Origin of the sequence: Hydrogenovibrio thermophilus, assembly GCF_004028275.1 — a bacterium.
Lineage (GTDB): Bacteria > Pseudomonadota > Gammaproteobacteria > Thiomicrospirales > Thiomicrospiraceae > Hydrogenovibrio > Hydrogenovibrio thermophilus.
This window is the reverse complement of the sequence record NZ_CP035033.1, coordinates 945,975-963,731: the sequence shown is the minus strand read 5'-3', so window position 1 is coordinate 963,731 and position 17,757 is coordinate 945,975. Positions and strand designations below refer to the sequence as shown.

The following is a 17,757-nucleotide window of genomic DNA, read 5'->3' as shown; positions in this document are numbered from 1 at the left end:
CATCAATTAATGATTTAAACGCTTTCAAAACGCCCAGGCCTGGGCGTTTTTGACCTTTTCTGAATAAAAACCATTCCCGCTTCCATTTTTACCGTCACCTCCAAACTCGAACCAAAAAGATGACATCTCTGTAACATTTTGACTTAAAACGATTTTTTTCACTCAAAAACACCGAAAGGCTTTGTTTTCCAAAAATAGTTGCGCTATAAAGAAAGTGACGAAAAACCTTATAAACATTAATAAATTAAACTTTTAGCGACCCAAAAAAACCTAATAAAAACAACATACTAAAAATTACGCACACCCAAGACAGAGTAATAGAGGCAGGCAAATGAACGGTTTAATGAATCTGACGATTAAAGCAAAACTCATCTTGTTAGTATTGGTGACCCTGGTCGGGATGTCATTCATCACCATCTACGACAGCATCACCGAAAAACAAATCATGATGGATGCCAAAAAAGAGCGCGTGGAAACCATCATCACCGGGATTTCATCGCAAATCCATGCCCTGCAGAACCAGGTCAAAGAAGGCAAGCTCACGATGGAGGCCGCCCAGAAAGAGGCCAAGGACATCGTCAGTTCGTTTCGCTACGATGGCAACAACTACGTCTGGATTAACGACTTTCATCCCAACATGATCATGCACCCGTTGAAACCCAGCCTGGACGGTTCCGACCTGAGCGAATACAAAGACAAAAAAGGCAATTTGCTGTTCGTCAATATGGCCAAAACCGCCGAAAAATCCGGTCAGGGCTATGTGGAATACTTCTGGACCAAGCCCAACCAAACCGTACCGGTACCGAAAATGTCGTTCGTGAAAGAAATTCCCGGCTGGAATTGGATTCTCGGCACCGGGATTTACATTGACGACGTCAACGAAGCCTTCTACGCCACACTCATCAGCCATTTCGCGATTCTGGCGTTTTTAATCGCCATCAGTATCGGGGTCGCCTATTGGGTCTTCAACGCCATTAACCGTCCGTTGAAAGAAATGTCCTCAATCATGCAGCGGGTCAGTAACGACGGCGACCTGTCACAAACCATTTCCATCCGCGGGAACGATGAAATCGGTCGCATTTCCGCCGACTTCAACCACCATATTCAGTTTCTCGCCAACACCATTGAAGAAATTCAATCGGTCATGGCCAACGTCGCTCGCGGCAATACCGATGTCTCGATTCACACCGAAATGAAGGGCGTGTTCGATGTCCAAACCATCAACGGGCTGGAAGGACGCTTCAAACACATTCTGGAAAACACCGAGTCGGTGGTAAACTCGTTGAAACTGTCCTTTGAAGAAATCAACCTGGTGATGTCGGAAATGAGCACCGGTAAATTCGACCGCCGCATCAGCATCGACGTCAAAGGCGAATTCGAAAAACTGGAACACAATATCAACCAGTCACTGGACTCGGTGGAAGAAGCCATCACTCATATTTCCGAAGCATTGAGTCGTCAGGCTTCCGGGAACTACGACCCGAAAAGCGACATTCAATTGACCGGAGACCTCAAACGCCTGGATTCCGCACTGCACACCACCTGTGACAAAGTCGGCACCACCATTTTGCAGATTAACCACAGTGCCGAAAGCGTTTCCCGCATGTCGGAAGAACTGGCTCAAAGCGCCATGGCTTTCTCGGAAAAAACCCAGAACCAAGCCGCCACGCTGGAAGAAACCTCCGCCTCGACGGAAGAAATCACCGCCACCGTCCGCCAGAACACCGATTCGGCCCGCAATGCCAATGCCCTGGCGCGTCAAGCGCAGGAAAAAGCCCACAAAGGCGCTCAAATCAATGAAGTGGCGGTTCAGTCGATGGATCAGATCACCAAATCCAGCAACCAGATTGCCGACATCATCACCCTGATTGACAGCATCGCTTTCCAGACCAACCTCTTAGCCCTGAACGCCGCCGTGGAAGCAGCACGTGCCGGCGAGCACGGGCGTGGTTTTGCGGTGGTCGCCGGTGAAGTGCGCAACCTGGCGCAAAAATCGGCTGATGCCGCCCGCCAAATCAAAACCCTGATTGAAGACAGCGTGCAAAAAATCCACGAAGGCGCGGATTACGTCAATCAATCCAAGGAATCGTTGAGTGAAATCAACGAAGTCATCACCAAAGTGACCAGCATCATTTCCGAAATCACCACCTCGTCCGAAGAACAGGCCAAGGCGGTGGAGCACATCAACCAGGCCATTGTCAGCCTGGACAAAGACACCCAGCAAAATGCTTTGATTGTGGAGCAAACCGCGCAGAACGCGCAGCAAATGAAAGAAGCGGCCTATCAGATGAGCCGCCAGGTGGACTTCTTCAAAGTCAGCGGCGATTCGGTACCACACTTAAGCGACGAGACCGGTGCCGACAACAAAATCGACTAACCCTTGAACCGAACTGTTTGTAAAAACCGCCAGGCCTGGCGGTTTTTGCCCTTAACGGCTTTGCAGAATCAACAGCGATAAATACGGCACCAGGCAAAACAAAATAATCGCCAGCTTATAAATCGCCATCCCGATATAGTGAATACGGTCAAACGCGGCCCGATCCAACTCGAACCATCGGGTATGCAAGCGATAAATCACATCGTGGGCGCCAATAAACATCGCCGCCCATACAATCAACACCGCCCAATTCAACAGCACACTCCAGCCCAAAAACGCTTGTATCGTCGCCAACGCCATCACGTCTCTCCTGTTGTTTTAAAGGGTTTGAATCCGTGTTTTGATGTCCGCATCCAACTGTTTGGAAAAATCCGGTTGCGGCGTGGCCAACAAATAGCCCTGCGCATAATCAATGCCCAGGCTTTTGACTAAGTCGAGGGTTTCCTCGTTCTCGATGAATTCCGCAATGGTTTCAATGCCGAGGGATTTCGCCATCGACACCGCGCTTTCCACAAACGCCAAGTCAATCTCGTTTTTGGACATATTGTTGATGAACTCGCCTTCGATCTTAATGAAATCCACCGGGAAGCGCTTCAAATATTGGAAAGACGAAAAGCCGGAACCGAAATCGTCAATGGCGAAGCGGAAGCCTTCCGAGCGCAGTTCACGCACGAACTTCTCCAGCAAGGCGACATTATGCACTGTCTCACGTTCGGTGATTTCAAACACGATGCGTTCGTGGTCAATTTGATAGCTTTCAGTCAAATCCTGAATCCGTTGAATGAACTCACTGGCCACAATCGCTTTCGGCGACAGGTTAATGAACAACACACCCTCATAACCGGAACGGTTGGCATCCGCCAAGGCTTTATCGATCAGAATCATGTCCATCTGATTCACCAAGCCCATGTGTTCGGCGGTTTCAATAAAGCGCCCGGCGCTGATGAGTTCGTCATCTTGGCGCAACCGCATCAAAAGTTCATGCACTTCGATTTCGCCGGTTTCCATACTGACAATCGGCTGATAATTCGGTTCGATCGGTTCGCCGGTTTCCAGCGCTTTCATGATGAACAGACTCTGGTCGTTGGATTCCTTGTATACCTCCACCAAATCGGCTTCCTGCGGATACGAAATGGCATTTTTGCCGCTACCCTTGGCACGGTACAACATGTTGTCCGCCACCATGAACAAATCTTCCTTGTCGTGTGCATGATCCGGATACATACTGATACCGATGGAACAGGTAATGTGTACCGGCTGGCCGCTCGGTGCCAGCAATTCGATGCCGTGTGTCGCGTCCAGTACCTTGTGCGCCAGTTCCTGCACTTCCGCGAAACCGGTTTCCGGGAAAATCACACAGAATTCATCCCCTCCGTAACGTGCGAAAATATCCCCTTCCCGCAAAGCATTTTTGGCCGCCAAGGCGAACTGCTGCAACACTTCATCGCCAAACGCATGACCGAACTGGTCGTTAATCAATTTGAAATTATCGAAGTCCAATAACATCAAACCGAAATCGTAATGATGACGGTGTGCACGCCCCACCTCATAGGCCAACATCTCATGAAACACCCGCTGATTGAACAAATGCGTCAACGGGTCGCGCGTGGCGTAATATTCCAGCTCCTTGGTGAATTTATTGATGGCCTTGATGGAACCAATGACGTTGACCAAAGTCGTCAAAATACTTTCCACCACCACGGAACGGGAGGAATCTTTCGGCGGGAAAGTCTTAACCCCCAAACCGACCACTCCGCCGATTTTCGGCGTATCCAGAATCAAACTCTTGCTTTGCGTCTGGATGCGGTTCTCAACCGCCAGCGGCTCTTTGGTGGCATAGCTGTGATTGACCTTGAAGACCGAGCCCTGTTCGAAAATCGACACTTCGCTGAGAATTTGCTTGGCATGCACTTCCAGTTCTTTTTCAATGGCTTTTTCCGGTTTTCCCAACCAGAAAACTTCAATGACATATTGTTCAGCATCATCGGTTCGAAACACCACGAACAACGTGTACAACGGCAGAATCTGGTTGATTTCCTCCATCAACAAACAGATGTGTTGTTTCCAGTCTTTGACAATTTCCGACGACAGCACCAGTTTGTCGAGCAACTGGATTTCAAAGTCGAGAATGTCGCGGTCAATGGCGATGTTCTTAATCTTGTCGCCCAGTTGATTCAAGCTGTCATTCAGCTGGTCGAACTCGGTGTAATCGAACACCGATTTGCCGTGCGCCAACTTCTTCAAATCGTCGATTTGATTGATGGACACCACCTGCTGGTTCAAATCATGCACACTGCGCAACAGGCTTTTCGAAAAACGTCGCCCCACCCACAGTGCCAATAACACCGGAATCGGCATCAATAACAGCATCCAAACCAAAAATTCGTTGCGAGCCGGCTTCAACACCTGCCCGATGTTCTGCTCGATGCCCATAACCCCCAGCACATCCCCGACCTTCGCTTGAGTATGACATTGCAGGCAGGCGTTCTGCGCCACCAACGGTCGGAAGCTGCGCACCCACTCGTCCTGTTTGATTTGCATCGGCTTCTTCGATTTCAACACTTCCTGAAAAAACGGCTGCATGCTGTCCGACACGTCCGACGCCAGAAAGCCAAATTGACGATTGACAATATCCGAACGGTAAATCGAAAAGGTCATGTCGTGGTCCTGGTAAGTCTGCTTCAAATCCGCGCGGAATTTCAGCAATTGTTCACGGTTCCAACCTTTGCTCATCAGCTGATACATGTTATCGAACGACAGCTGACTCAGGCTTTCAGCGTTTTCCACGCTTTGCTCACTGAAACGCTGGGTGAAAATCTGTGATGCGGCAAACAAGGTGATGATGAAAACCGCCAGAGCGGTAATCAACGCCCCTGCCAACATGGTCTGTTTCAGGTTCTTTTTGTGTTTGGTTTTATGGGGAGTCAGTGGGTTCACATCGGGCCTGTTCAATCTTGTTTCATCAATTGTTCTATCAAAAATACGTAGTATATTTTGCAACGAGTATAACGCAATAGATGCCCGCCAGCTATCAAATAAAACTTAAGCTAAATCAATTATTTTTAAGAACAACATAAACGGCTTCTATCCTTGGATTTGGGCCACGATCAATCAGCATTCTGCCCAGGCCTGGTCAAAAACCACCTTGCCGTCCTGAAAAAAATAGCTATGCTAAAAAAAGCAAATACGACGACATTGAACCATTTTAAAAAGGCCAACCTCTTGCTTCACTCTCCCTTTCCATTACGCATTTCAATCGGGTTATTAGCCATCACCCTGCTGATGCCGTTGTCCGCCGTTCGGGCCGACATCGTCGACATCGGCGTGTTGAATTTGCGCAATACCGAAGCCGACAAAGCCTTTTGGGCGAAGACCGCACAATGGCTTTCCAAAGAAATTCCCAACCACCAGTTCGTCATCAAATCCATGGGACCGGAATGCCTGACCCACGCCATTAACAAACAACAGCTCGATTTCGCCATCACCAATCCGTCGCAAATCGTCGCGCTGGAAAAAACCGACGATGTCCACCCCATCGCCACGCTGCAAACCCGTTATGAGACTCGGCCTTACAGTCATTTCGGTGCCGCACTCATCACCCGGGCCGACCGCAGTGACCTGAAACGCCTGTCCGACTTGAAGGGTCAAAGCGTCATGGCGGTGTCGCCGTCGGAATTCGGCGGCTACCAGATGATCTGGCGAGAACTGCAACTGGCCGGCATCGCCCCCAAAAAAGACTTTTTCAACCTGCTGTTCACCAACGGGTCTCAAGAAGCGATTATTCGCGCCATCATCAATGAAGAAGCCGATATCGGCATTATCCGTTCCGGTTTGATCGAATCGCTGTTGGACCAAAACCAACTGCCCGCCAACCAAATCAAAGTCATCCACCCGCAGCACACCGGCCCTTACCCGTTGCTGCACAGCAGCATTCTCTATCCGGAATGGTCGATGATCCGATTGGCACACACCGATATTGCGCTGGCCCGCCAGGTTTCCCGCACCCTGCAAGCCATGCCGAAAAGCACCGCGCCCGGCACCTATAACCCGCACTATGGCTGGACCCGCGCCGAAGACTTCACCACCGTGCATGGTTTGCTTCGCGCCCTGAAGCTGCCACCTTACGAGCCGAGCAAGCAGATCAGTCTCAAGGCCATCTTGCAGGAACACGGCCTCGCCGTCGGCTTGATTGTGGTATTGATTCTGATGTTGTCGGCTTTTTCCGCGCGCATGAGCCGCATCAACCGGAAACTGGCGGTTTCCCAATCCGAACTCGCCAAACACCGCGACAACCTGGAAAAAGAAGTCGCCGACCGCACGGTGGAACTCTCGCAAGTCAACCAAGCGCTGGAACAAGACATCGAAGCCCGGGAAAAGGTGGAAGATACGTTACGTCGCAGCCGCGCCGCGCTGCAAGGAGTTTACGAAATTTCCGTCGACACTCGTCTCCCCCAATCGGAAAAACTGTTGCGTTTGATTCAATTGGCGCGCCGCCATTTCCGCATGGACGCCGCGTTTTTGTACAAACTGCCCGACGGCCCACACCCGGCGCTGTCGTTGTGCGTTTCCGACGGGGACATCCCCGAAGAGTCCAAACTGAAACAGTGTCTGGAAAGTCACTTGCCGGAATTCAAAAGCCAAGCCATTCTGCAATTTTCCGACACGCCTTGCGCCGGCCAGGTCATCACTTTCACCGTACAGGTCAATGGTCAACCGCACTGCGTGCTGGTGTTCGTGGGGCAGAACATCGCACAATGGCAACTGGCCGAAGTGGACGAAGAGTTATTGCGCCTCATCACCCAATGGATTGGCTCCAGCATCGAGCGTCAGGACATCGAAACCGAGCATGACAAATATCGCACCCAACTCGGCAAAGTCACCCGCCTGTTCACCGTCGGCGAAATGGCCTCCGGTCTGGCGCATGAAATCAACCAGCCGCTGACCGCCGCCACCAATTACATCAGCGGTAGCCTGAGACGTCTGGACGACAGCCAACCGTCACATCTCAAAACCGGCCTGACCCGGTCTTTGGAAAGCCTTGATCGCGCCACCAACATCATCCGTCGTCTGCGCGAATTCGTGCAAACCGGCGCACGACGCCAAGAAGCCTTCCAACTCAATGCCACTTTGAAACGCGTGTTGTCATTGCTGGACTCGGAAGCCAAACAACATACCGTAACATTGATTCCGCCATCCTTGCAGGGCGATGTCTGTGTCGTCGGCGACCCGGTTCAAATCGAACAGGTCTTGCTGAATTTGATTCGCAACGCCATTGATGCGTGCGAGGAAAACGGCTGTGTATCGGTTGACATTCATCCTCAAACCGATACCGCGCGCATTCTGGTGTCCGACACCGGCCCCGGTATTCCGGAAAAAGATTTGCCCCATGTTTTCGATGCCTTCCATTCCTCGAAATCCGATGGCATGGGCCTGGGGCTGGCGATTTGCCGCAGCATCGTCGAGGCGCATTACGGCCAATTGCACGTCTGCAACACTCACGAAGGCGCGCAATTTATGTTTGAATTACCCTTGTGCGAAGCTGGGAAGGCTCGCAAAAACACTTCGGAGGAAAACGCGTGATGGAACCTTGCGTGTATGTTGTGGACGACGATCGTCTGGTACGGGAGTCGTTGGAATGGTTGCTGGAATCGGTCAACCTGCAAACCCGCCTGTATGAAAACGGCCAGGCCTTTTTGGACGCATTTTCACCAGGCCTGCCCGGTTGCGTGGTGCTCGACGTACGAATGCCCGGCCTGAACGGCATGGAACTGCATCAGTCCATCAAACACATTGACCCGGATTTTCCGGTCATCATCGTCACCGGTCATGCCGACGTGCCGATGGCGATTCGTGCCATGAAAGAAGGCGCCTTCGACTTCATCGAAAAACCCTATAACGACCAACACATGCTGGAACGTATCCAACTGGCGATTCACCATTACGACGATTTGCAGAAACATCAGGAAAAGACCGATGCCTTGCAAAACCGCTTCGAACAGCTCTCCAAACGCGAATCCCAAGTATTGACCGGCGTCCTGCAAGGTCACCCCAATAAAATCATCGCCGACCAATTGTGCCTGAGCATCAAAACCATCGAAGTGCATCGTGCGAACCTAATGTCGAAACTCGACGTCAAAACCGTCACCGAACTGGTTCGGCTCGCCATCGAAGCTGGTAAAGACCACCCCGTCCCATCATCGGAAAGCTAATCGTTTTCCCACCCAAAATGGCTCAATCTTCAAAAACTTAGGGAAAACCCTAATCGATTTAGGAACCCTCCCAATATGGTTTTCATGAGAAATTCGTAAACTGGTTTTGAGTTTCAAATCCCATAAGTGAATATTAAAGGGCAACTCGATTAATCCTTAGTGAAATTCTGCGGAACTAAAGGACTGCATATTCTAGGCGTGGCTCGCTGACCTTAGTTACCAGTCACAACAACTAAGATGTCGTCTTCTAGTTCCGCCCGAAGGGGCTTAGCCAAATTCGGTCACCTCCACGTTGTGAAGTCTTGCAAGGTCTAGACATTCCTGCAACTTCACGCCTTGATCTGACGAATTTGGCGTTGCCAGAATCCACTAAAGGTTAACCGAATTGCCCTCAACAAAGGAGAGTCAATCCATGTCTCTGAATCGACGCGAGTTTTTACACGTTATGTCCATGGCCGCCGCCGCAGGCCTATTACCCGGCACCGGCCTGGCGATGTCTTCCCAACCCAAAGGAACGGCCATTTCAAAAGACATCTATCAGGTGCCCATGCAAGGCACCGCTCGCATTTTGCACATCACCGACTCCCATGCGCAATTGAAACCGGTTTATTTCCGCGAACCCAACGTCAACCTCGGCGTCGGTCCCGCTTACGGTCAACTGCCACACGTGGTCGGCCACAAACTTCTGAAAGAACTGAACATTGCCGACAACACACCCTTGGCCCATGCGTTTTCGTTCCTGAACTTTCAGGATGCGGCGGAACAATATGGCAAAGTGGGCGGCTTCGCCCATCTCAAAACCCTACTTGACAAACTCAGAGAGCAAGCGGGTGGCCAGCAAAATACCCTGACAATGGATGGAGGAGATTTATGGCACGGTTCGGGCACGGCGCTTTGGACACGTGGTCAAGACATGGTGGAAGCGTCGAACCTGATCGGCGTGGACATCATGACCGGGCATTGGGAATTCACCTATCATGAAGACGAGGTGTTGACCAATATTCAGAAATTCAAAGGCGAATTTCTGGCCCAGAACATGCGCATCAAAGAAGATTCACTGTTCGGCGATGCCTATCGTGACATGACCGAAAAACACGGTGGCATCGGTTTATACGACGAAGACAGCGCCCTGCCGTTCAAGCCTTACACCGTCAAGGTGGTAAACGGCGAACGTATCGCCGTCATCGGCCAAGCCTTCCCGAGAACCGCCAACGCCAACCCGCGCGCCAACTTCCCGGATTGGTCCTTCGGTTTGCGGGAGGATTCCATGCAGGAAACGGTCAATCACATCCGCGAAAACGAAAAAGTCGCGGCGGTGATTATGATTTCTCATAACGGCATGGACGTGGACATCAAAATGGCATCACGCGTCAACGGCATCGACGCCATTTTCGGTGGCCACACGCACGACGGCATTCCAAAAGCCATTCCGGTGAAAGCTCCGGACGGGCATGTTTGCCAAGTGACCAACGCCGGTTCCAACGGCAAGTTCGTCGGCTGTATGGACCTGGATATCCGAAACGGCAAATTGCGCGGCATGCATTATCGCCTGCTGCCGGTCTTCTCCAACGAGTTGGCGGCCGATGCCGGTGTGGACCAGTTCATCACCAATCTGCGTCAAACGCAGTACACCAAGTCGATTGTCGAATCGCGTAACCCAAAATACGCCTATAACCCGGAACGCCTCGGCAAAACCTACGAGCAGATTCTCAGCGAAGAATTGGCCGTGGCCGAAGACACCTTATACCGTCGCGGTAACTTTATGGGCACTTGGGACCAAATCATCGTCAACGCCCTGCGCGAAGAACACGACACCCAAATCGCCATGTCCGCGGGTGTGCGCTGGGGCACCTCGGTGCTGGCGGGCGAAACCATCACCATGGAACGCGTGATGGACGAAACCTCCATGACCTATGGGGAAACCTACAAAGCCGAATTGACCGGTGCGCAAATCAAAGACACCTTGGAAGGCGTATGTGAGAACATTTTCCAGAAAGACCCTTACCTGCAATCCGGCGGTGACATGGTTCGACTCGGCGGCATGGATTACACCTGCAAACCGAAGGCCTCGCTCGGCCAACGTATTACCCATATGCAACTGGACGACGGCACACCGATTGAACCGAATAAAACCTACACCGTCGCTGGCTGGGGGCAAGTGGAGGAAGTCGGTGACGGTCGTTTGATCTGGGATGTGGTCGCCGACCACTTACGCGGCCAGCGTTCGGACATGAAACTTAAAAAAGTCAATCACCCGACGTTGAAAGGCATTGCCGATAACCCGGGCATCGAAGATTATGCCGGCAAATTGATTTAATCACCCGCCGCCATTTTCAACGATGGCCTCCAAGACTGGATTCAAGATACCGTTGTTTCCCGCGTCGTTTCTGTCTGGCGCGGGCTTTTTATTTTGGCTTCTTAACCAAAATTTCACTCATGCCTTAGGGCATCAATCGGGTTCAAGCGCGCCGCATTGCGTGCCGGAAAATACCCGAACACAACCCCCACCATCGCCGAAAACACAAATGCCAGCGAGATAATGCCGTAATCCAACATATACGGAATCCCCATCAACATACTGCCCAACGCCGATGCGATTAAGGCCAACACAATACCAATCAATCCCCCCAGCGACGACAGCACCACCGCTTCCACCAGAAATTGCAACAGAACTTCCCTTTCCAAGGCGCCAATCGCCATACGAATCCCGATTTCTCGAGTCCGTTCCGTGACCGATACCAGCATGATGTTCATAATACCGATACCACCGACCACCAGACTCACCGCGGCCACAGCGCCGAGCAACATGGTCATGACGCGGGTGGTGCCGGTCAGAGTGTTGGTAATTTCCCGTGTATCCATCACCGAAAAATCATTTTTTTCGTTATCGCTTAAATGGCGACGATCGCGCAAAAGTAAGGTAATGGCCCGGTTCACGACATCGGTATCGATGTCCGGTTTCACCGAGATTCGAATCATGCGCACGTCCTGATTCCCGGTCAAACGGCGCTGAACCGTTTTTGTCGGCATGATGATGACATCGTCTTGGTCGTTGCCCATCATCGACTGGCCTTTCGGCTCCAAAACGCCAATCACATCGCAGGAAAAACTGCCCAGCCGGAGCTTTTTCCCCAACGCGTCTTCACCGCCCAACAATTCTTTGGAAACGGTATTACCAATGACACAGCTCGTTTTGCCGGCTTTAAGCTCCGTTTCGGAAAACAACCGGCCTTCCGCCAACTCCCAGTTCCCGGTAATAAAGTAGTCGTTATTGGTACCGACCACAGAGGTCGACCAGTTTTCGTTACCGCGCACCGCTGTCACACTGGCACTGACCGTCGGCGCCACCGCCACGACGGACACCACCTCATTGCGAATGGCCTCCACGTCCTCAATCTTAAAGGGTTTGGCGCCGCTGCTGTCTCGACCCGGCCCCATTCGTTGCCCAGGGCGCACCATCAGCAGGTTACTTCCAAGGCTGGAAATTTCCTGCGCCACTTTCGCCGTGGCGCCATTCCCCAGCGTCACCATGGTGATCACCGCCGCCACACCAATAATGATGCCCAGCATCGTCAAGGCCGAACGCATCATGTTTCGGCGAATTTCCCTGACCGCCAGTAAAAAAGCATTCCAAATCATGTTGATTGCTCCTGATACTGATCCTGTTCCACTTTTCCATCCACGAAATGAATCAAGCGGCTGGCATAAGCCGCCATTTCCGGTTCATGAGTCACCATCAGAACGGTAATGCCCAGTTCCCGATTCAACTGACTGAGCAGTTCCATGATTTCACGACTGCGCGCCGTATCCAGGTTCCCGGTCGGCTCATCCGCCAGCAAAACTTTCGGGTTGGTCACCAATGCCCGGGCAATGGCAACACGTTGCTGCTGCCCACCGGACAATTCGCCCGGCGCATGGTCTTCCCAGCCATCCAACCCCACCAGCTTCAATGCCCGTCGAGCTTCGGCATGACGCTGCGAACGTTTCATGCCTCGGTACACCAATGGCAATTCAACGTTTTCCAACGCAGACGTTCGGGCTAACAAATTGAACCCTTGAAAAACGAACCCCAGATAATGACGGCGTAATAACGCTCGCTGATCACGGGTTAAGGCTTCCACATGGATGCCCTGAAACAAATAATGGCCGGACGTCGGCGTATCCAAACACCCCAAGGTGTTCATTACCGTTGATTTTCCGGAACCACTCGGGCCCATGATGGCAACGAATTCACCTTCCTGTATCTTGAAATCCACGCCCTTCAACGCCTTGAATTCGGACGCGCCCTTGCCATAAGACTTGACGATGCCCTGGAACTCAATCAGCGCTTGAGGTTCGCTTTCATGGTCAACGCTCATTGCAACGGCACCTCGACCCCGACAATGACCTCGTCGCCGACTTTCACATCGCCTTCCGTCACTTCGATCATTCGTCCACTGCTTTCGCCAGTTTTAATCAATAGTGGTTCCGGCTGACCATTCACCAAACGCCAGATACGATGATATCCGGCTTCAACGGTTTCTTTTTTAATGTTCATCCCACTGCGGCGGCGTGGACGCGGCATCAAGGATTCCATCACACTCTTTTCCGCCTTATCGGATTCATTGCCCAACAGTTCCGGTGTGAAACGTAAGGCCGCCACCGGCACCATCATAATGCCGTTCTTTTCCTTCACCAGAATATCGGCCGTGGCCGTCATGCCCGGACGCAATTTCAAATTCGGATTGGCGACTTCCAATAAAGTGGTATAAGTCACAACGCCATCGGTGGTTTCCGCGCCATAACGTACCTGCTTGATTTTGGCCGGAAACTTTTGGTTCGGATAGGCATCGACCGTGAAAGTCGCTTTTTGTCCGGCTTCGACTTGACCCACATCGGCTTCATCCACATCAACCTGCAGCTCCATTTTGGTCAAATCTTCGGCCAGTGTGAACAAAACCGGTGCCGTCATGGACGCAGCCACTGTCTGCCCGACCTCAATGGAACGAATCAGGACAATGCCGTTAATCGGCGAAACGATTTTGGCCTTGGCGATATCGGTCAGATTCTGCTCCAAACTGGCCTTGGCCTGATCGACTTGGGCAATGGCGGTCTGCTTCGCGGCCTTGGCCCGTTTCATGGACGCCTCCGCAGAAATCAAATCGGCTTTGGACGGCAACTTGCCGTCGGTCAGTTTACGAATATTTTCCAAACGCGCGTTTTGAGCAAGACTTTCCTGCAAGGTGGCTTCCGCTTCCAATACACCGGCTTCGGCCACCTGCAAAGCGGCTCTGGATTGCAACACCTGTGCCTCCAACTTATCGGTATTCAGCTTCGCCAATAACTGACCGACCTTGACCTCATCATTGTAATCGACCAATACTTCGTCGATGGTGCCGGACAATTCACTGCCCACCTCGACCTCATTGGTCGGTTGCAAGGTACCGGTGGCGGAAACGGTCGCGCGAATATCCCCAGTTGTCACCTTTCCGGTATCGTAAACCGGGCCGGCCGACGGTTTGGACAATGCGAAGAACCAGGTCGCATACCCTCCGGCCAACAGCAAGACAAACAGAATCAGCCATCGCCACCACTTGGCGCTCGGCGACTTATCCAGGTTCAACTGCTGTTTTAAATTGTCCATATCATTATGGTTTGTTGTTTGCATTGCTTGAACCTCCACTCTGATTCACATCATTTGGTTCGGTCTGATGTTGTTGGGCCTGATTTTGTTGTTGCGCTTGTTTCATCGCCCAGTTTCCGGCGACCGCTTTCGATAAGGTGATAACTTGTGCCAGTTCCGTTGCCTGGGCCTCGATACTTTGTTTTCGTAGAGTCAATCGTGTTCTTTGGGCATCCAATACATCGGTGAAATTGGCCTCCCCCGCTTCATACTGAATAATCGCCAGTTTCTCTTCCAACAACGACGTATTCAAGGCCCGTTTCAAAGCTTTATAGGTTTCGCGACTGTTGTGCAAATTCGATAAAGCATTTTCGGTTTCCTGCAACGCGGCCAGCACCGTTTTCTGATAACTGAGCAGAGCCTGCTGTTCCACTTCCTGCTGTATTTCCACCTGAGCTGCCAACTGGCCGCCGTCAAACACTGTTTGCGCCACACCGGCTGTCAAGCTCGAGACCAACGACCCCACGCTGAACAAATCGCTCAAATTCGTCGAATTCCAAGCCAGGCTGCCCCCGAGTGCAAAACTCGGTAGGCGATTGGCTTTGGCGACATCGGTTTGCGCCATGGCTGAAATCACGCGTTGCTCGGCGGCGCGGACATCTGGCCGTTGACGTAAAACGTCTGCCGGCATCGGTAGGAATACCGATTCCGGAGACAGGGGTAACGGCGCCGATTTCCCCAAACCATCAGGCAAATTCTCCGGCTGACGCCCCAATAGCACCGCAATCTGATATTGAGCTTCAATAATGTTTTGTCTTAATGACGGAATCGACGCCAGCGTCTGTTCATAACTGCGCTTGGCCTGCTCCACATCCAGTTGTGTCACCATCCCCGCCATTTGTTGCCAAACGGTCAACTGCACGGTTTCCCGCCAGGTTTTCAGGGAGTCTTCCGTCACCGCCAATTGCGCCTGATACCCCCGCAAGGCCACATAATTGGTCGCCACCTCGGCACTCAAGGTAATCAAAACATCGGCATAATCGGCCTGGGAAGCCAGTTCCTGAGCATCGGCGGCGGAAAGAGCGCTACGATTGGCACCAAATACATCCGGCTCCCAACTGGCGTCCAACACGGCGGAATAGGTGTCGGTGGTGACATCGGTATCGTGATTACGGCTGGAACCGACACCCCCGCTGGCCGTCACCTTCGGAAACAAGGCGCCCCGCGCCTGCTTACGGTAAGCCCGGGCTTCCCGGATGGCGGACTGAGCGGTCAACACGTCCGGATTCGACTGAATCGCTTCCTGAATCAATTGGTTCAACAGTGGATCATCGAGCTCTGTCCACCAAGGTATTTGCGCGGCCCGCTGCGCCTGTTCCGGCGTCTGCGCTTCAACCGGCGCCTTTTCTGACTGACTGTGCCAGTCAGCCGGAGCGGTTTCTTTCGGCACCTCTCGCGAACCGATGCTTGAGCAGCCGGACAAGACCAAGGTGCTCATACAGAAAAAAATCAATGTCCGTTTCATGCTGTATCCTCTGATGAACTGTTTGGCCATTCCGATTCTTTAAGGGCAGACGATTCAAAGTCGACTCGCGTCACATGCTCGCCATCGACCATGGTCGTCTGCAAGCCCCAACCAAATTGTCGGCACAATTTTTCAATCAAGAAAAGCCCCAGACCAAAGCCCAGTTCAGCCGGTTCTCGACCGTCTTCCGCTTCCACCAGCCGATTACGAATTTCGACCATGGCTTGCGTTTGGCGAATGGTCACCCCACCTTCCCAACTGTGTTGGAAAGCGTTGCGAACCATATTCGTCAAAACAATCTGACAGGGCACTTTTGCCCAGCGTCCGACGAAAGGTTCGGTGTCGACATGAAGCGTCACCGGTTTGCCTTCCGTCAAATAGCGCAAACTGTTGACCGCTTCCATCACCTCGTTATCCAAGTGGACTTTCGCCACCGGAATGGCTTCAACTTCTTCACGACTCAACCACAGCAAGGTGTCGATCAAATCGGTCATCGTCAAACCGGCGCGGTACAATCGGTTCAGCACACGGGTTTCGGCTTCCGACCGCTCATTGTCCATTCGGTAGAGTAACTCGATGTTATTGCGCATCACCGAAATCGGCGTGCGCAGTTCATGGCTGGCGTAATTCAAAAATTGTTGTTCCCTTTCCAGGGTAGCGTGCGTTTGTTGCAGGCCTTGCTGAATCAGCGTCGCCAATTGATTGAGTTCGCGGTAACGGAAATCCGGCAGGGGCTCCTTGACGGTTTCCGGCGACACCGACCTTGCCCATTGCCCCAACCGTTCAATGGGACGTCCCAACGATTTCAACAACAAAAACAGTACAACAATCAACCCAACCAGAATCACGCCCCCGGTCACGTGCAAAAACGTAAAGGAACGACCGGCCTTTTGACGACCGATTTGCGGGACTTCCGACGGCTTCATGGATTTGCCGACATACACCGGAAGCTGGTCACCATTCGTGGCTTTCAATAAGAACAGAATACGGCGTGATGCACGCTCTTCAGAGACGATTTTGTGTTTATACAAACGATTGGATTCGATGTCTTTGGCGGAAAACGACCGCTGAAATTCGCCGGGCAAGGCCTGCCAATCGGATGACACATAAAACAGGTCATCCAGTGGGGATTGTTCAAACAATGCCGGTTGCTGGCGATAATTTTTGGCCACGCCGTCCATTTGACTGACGATATAGGTATCGATGCCTTCACGGAAAAAGGAACCGGCCAAAAAGGTGTACCCGACCACCAGCCCGACACCAATCAGTAGGACGGTGCCGGCCAGATAATATTTCAAACTGAGGTTAAAGCCTTTCATCCCGTTTCCTTATCGCTGCCGGATTTGAGCACCACACCATGATGCGTCACCGTATGAATCAACGGCTCCAGGCCTGGTAAATCCACCTGCTTGCGCAGTTTGTGCAAATGCACCTTCAGGCTGTCGGTATTCGGTACTTCATCGCCCCACAAAGCATGCTCCAGCGCCTGTTTGGACACCACTTTCGGGCTGGCGCGCATCAGGGTTTCCAGTAACTTCCAGCCTGTGGGCGACAGACGAAGAGCAACCGCCCCCCGTGTCGCCTGATGTTGTTGAATGTCCATCATCAAATCTGCGACCTGAAAGCGCTTGGCCTGACCGCTGCGGCGCATCGCCAACGCTTTGATACGGGCCACCAGTTCCGCCATTTCAAACGGTTTGACCAAATAATCGTCACTGCCGACCTCAAAGCCGGTTAACTTATCATGCAATGCATCACGGGCGGTCAGCATCAATACCGGCGTATCGTTACCGTCGGCTCGCACTTTTTCACATAGGTGGAACCCGCTTTGCCCCGGCAGATTGACGTCAAGGATCAACGCATCGTAACGGTTGTCGTTGATGAGGCTTTCCGCCGCCGAACCATTGGCGATATGGTCACACTCGATTTGCTCCAACGCCAGATAATCCACCAGCGTATTCGCCAAATCCAAATCGTCTTCCACCAGTAACACATGCAACATTTTCAATCGGCACCTTGCTTTGACGGCCAGGCCTGGCCGTTT

At 52.1% G+C, this 17,757-nt stretch carries 13 protein-coding genes; 4 read left to right on the top strand and 9 right to left on the bottom strand.

What is annotated here, in order from left to right; translation table 11 throughout:
• Positions 1-24: 24 nt before the first annotated feature.
• The gene (locus EPV75_RS12220) at positions 25-162 is read right to left on the bottom strand and encodes a hypothetical protein (protein WP_185748093.1); all 138 of its coding nucleotides are present in this window, start codon (positions 160-162) and stop codon (positions 25-27) included.
• 169 nt (positions 163-331) lie between these two features.
• On the opposite strand from EPV75_RS12220, the gene EPV75_RS04440 reads away from it, so the two are divergent.
• Positions 332-2,377 carry a methyl-accepting chemotaxis protein gene (locus EPV75_RS04440; RefSeq protein WP_128384591.1) on the top strand — a complete coding sequence of 682 codons (2,046 nt, stop codon included), beginning with the start codon at positions 332-334 and terminating at the stop codon, positions 2,375-2,377.
• Positions 2,378-2,428: 51 nt separating this feature from the next.
• On the opposite strand, the gene EPV75_RS04435 is transcribed toward EPV75_RS04440, so the two are convergent.
• Both EPV75_RS04435 and EPV75_RS04430 read right to left on the bottom strand, forming a co-directional pair.
• Entirely contained in the window at positions 2,429-2,677 is a 249-nt protein-coding gene (locus EPV75_RS04435; protein WP_128384590.1) for a DUF6868 family protein, read from the bottom strand.
• 18 nt (positions 2,678-2,695) lie between these two features.
• On the bottom strand, positions 2,696-5,314 hold the full coding sequence (locus EPV75_RS04430; RefSeq protein ID WP_225972392.1) for a putative bifunctional diguanylate cyclase/phosphodiesterase: 2,619 nt from the start codon (positions 5,312-5,314) through the stop codon (positions 2,696-2,698).
• 285 nt (positions 5,315-5,599) lie between these two features.
• On the opposite strand from EPV75_RS04430, the gene EPV75_RS04425 reads away from it, so the two are divergent.
• The 3 genes from EPV75_RS04425 (at position 5,600) to EPV75_RS04415 (ending at position 10,903) form a co-directional block, all read left to right on the top strand.
• Positions 5,600-7,957 carry a sensor histidine kinase gene (locus tag EPV75_RS04425; protein WP_192894034.1) on the top strand — a complete coding sequence of 786 codons (2,358 nt, stop codon included), beginning with the start codon at positions 5,600-5,602 and terminating at the stop codon, positions 7,955-7,957.
• Positions 7,957-8,586, top strand: coding sequence for a response regulator transcription factor (locus EPV75_RS04420; RefSeq protein WP_128385623.1), 630 nt, complete (start codon positions 7,957-7,959; stop codon positions 8,584-8,586). Before EPV75_RS04425 ends, EPV75_RS04420 begins: the two co-directional genes overlap by 1 nt.
• Before the next feature lie 412 nt (positions 8,587-8,998).
• Positions 8,999-10,903 carry a 5'-nucleotidase C-terminal domain-containing protein gene (locus EPV75_RS04415; protein ID WP_128384588.1) on the top strand — a complete coding sequence of 635 codons (1,905 nt, stop codon included), beginning with the start codon at positions 8,999-9,001 and terminating at the stop codon, positions 10,901-10,903.
• 113 nt (positions 10,904-11,016) lie between these two features.
• On the opposite strand, the gene EPV75_RS04410 is transcribed toward EPV75_RS04415, so the two are convergent.
• The 6 genes from EPV75_RS04410 to EPV75_RS04385 are packed head-to-tail and all read right to left on the bottom strand — an operon-like array spanning position 11,017 to position 17,715.
• Positions 11,017-12,225, bottom strand: a complete 1,209-nt coding sequence (locus EPV75_RS04410; RefSeq protein ID WP_127119962.1) for an ABC transporter permease — start codon at positions 12,223-12,225, stop codon at positions 11,017-11,019.
• Positions 12,222-12,944 carry an ABC transporter ATP-binding protein gene (locus tag EPV75_RS04405; RefSeq protein WP_128384587.1) on the bottom strand — a complete coding sequence of 241 codons (723 nt, stop codon included), beginning with the start codon at positions 12,942-12,944 and terminating at the stop codon, positions 12,222-12,224. The genes EPV75_RS04410 and EPV75_RS04405 overlap by 4 nt, the downstream gene beginning before the upstream one ends.
• Positions 12,941-14,233: an efflux RND transporter periplasmic adaptor subunit gene (locus EPV75_RS04400; protein ID WP_128384586.1), complete on the bottom strand. Its 1,293-nt coding sequence runs from the start codon at positions 14,231-14,233 to the stop codon at positions 12,941-12,943. The genes EPV75_RS04405 and EPV75_RS04400 overlap by 4 nt, the downstream gene beginning before the upstream one ends.
• Complete coding sequence (locus EPV75_RS04395; protein ID WP_192894033.1) at positions 14,214-15,713, bottom strand: efflux transporter outer membrane subunit; 1,500 nt, start codon at positions 15,711-15,713, stop codon at positions 14,214-14,216. Before EPV75_RS04395 ends, EPV75_RS04400 begins: the two co-directional genes overlap by 20 nt.
• Positions 15,710-17,032: a sensor histidine kinase gene (locus EPV75_RS04390; RefSeq protein ID WP_128384584.1), complete on the bottom strand. Its 1,323-nt coding sequence runs from the start codon at positions 17,030-17,032 to the stop codon at positions 15,710-15,712. Before EPV75_RS04390 ends, EPV75_RS04395 begins: the two co-directional genes overlap by 4 nt.
• On the bottom strand, positions 17,029-17,715 hold the full coding sequence (locus tag EPV75_RS04385) for a response regulator transcription factor (RefSeq protein ID WP_128384583.1): 687 nt from the start codon (positions 17,713-17,715) through the stop codon (positions 17,029-17,031). The genes EPV75_RS04390 and EPV75_RS04385 overlap by 4 nt, the downstream gene beginning before the upstream one ends.
• Positions 17,716-17,757: the final 42 nt, after the last annotated feature.

What these genes read in the sequence shown, in the direction of transcription:
- EPV75_RS04440 (WP_128384591.1), top strand. Translation starts at nt 332, where the DNA reads ATGAACGGTTTAATGAATCTGACGATTAAAGCAAAACTCATCTTGTTA.
- EPV75_RS04435 (WP_128384590.1), bottom strand. Translation starts at nt 2,677, where the DNA reads ATGGCGTTGGCGACGATACAAGCGTTTTTGGGCTGGAGTGTGCTGTTG.
- EPV75_RS04420 (WP_128385623.1), top strand. Translation starts at nt 7,957, where the DNA reads ATGGAACCTTGCGTGTATGTTGTGGACGACGATCGTCTGGTACGGGAG.
- EPV75_RS04415 (WP_128384588.1), top strand. Translation starts at nt 8,999, where the DNA reads ATGTCTCTGAATCGACGCGAGTTTTTACACGTTATGTCCATGGCCGCC.
- EPV75_RS04410 (WP_127119962.1), bottom strand. Translation starts at nt 12,225, where the DNA reads ATGATTTGGAATGCTTTTTTACTGGCGGTCAGGGAAATTCGCCGAAAC.
- EPV75_RS04405 (WP_128384587.1), bottom strand. Translation starts at nt 12,944, where the DNA reads ATGAGCGTTGACCATGAAAGCGAACCTCAAGCGCTGATTGAGTTCCAG.
- EPV75_RS04400 (WP_128384586.1), bottom strand. Translation starts at nt 14,233, where the DNA reads ATGCAAACAACAAACCATAATGATATGGACAATTTAAAACAGCAGTTG.
- EPV75_RS04395 (WP_192894033.1), bottom strand. Translation starts at nt 15,713, where the DNA reads ATGAAACGGACATTGATTTTTTTCTGTATGAGCACCTTGGTCTTGTCC.
- EPV75_RS04390 (WP_128384584.1), bottom strand. Translation starts at nt 17,032, where the DNA reads ATGAAAGGCTTTAACCTCAGTTTGAAATATTATCTGGCCGGCACCGTC.
- EPV75_RS04385 (WP_128384583.1), bottom strand. Translation starts at nt 17,715, where the DNA reads ATGTTGCATGTGTTACTGGTGGAAGACGATTTGGATTTGGCGAATACG.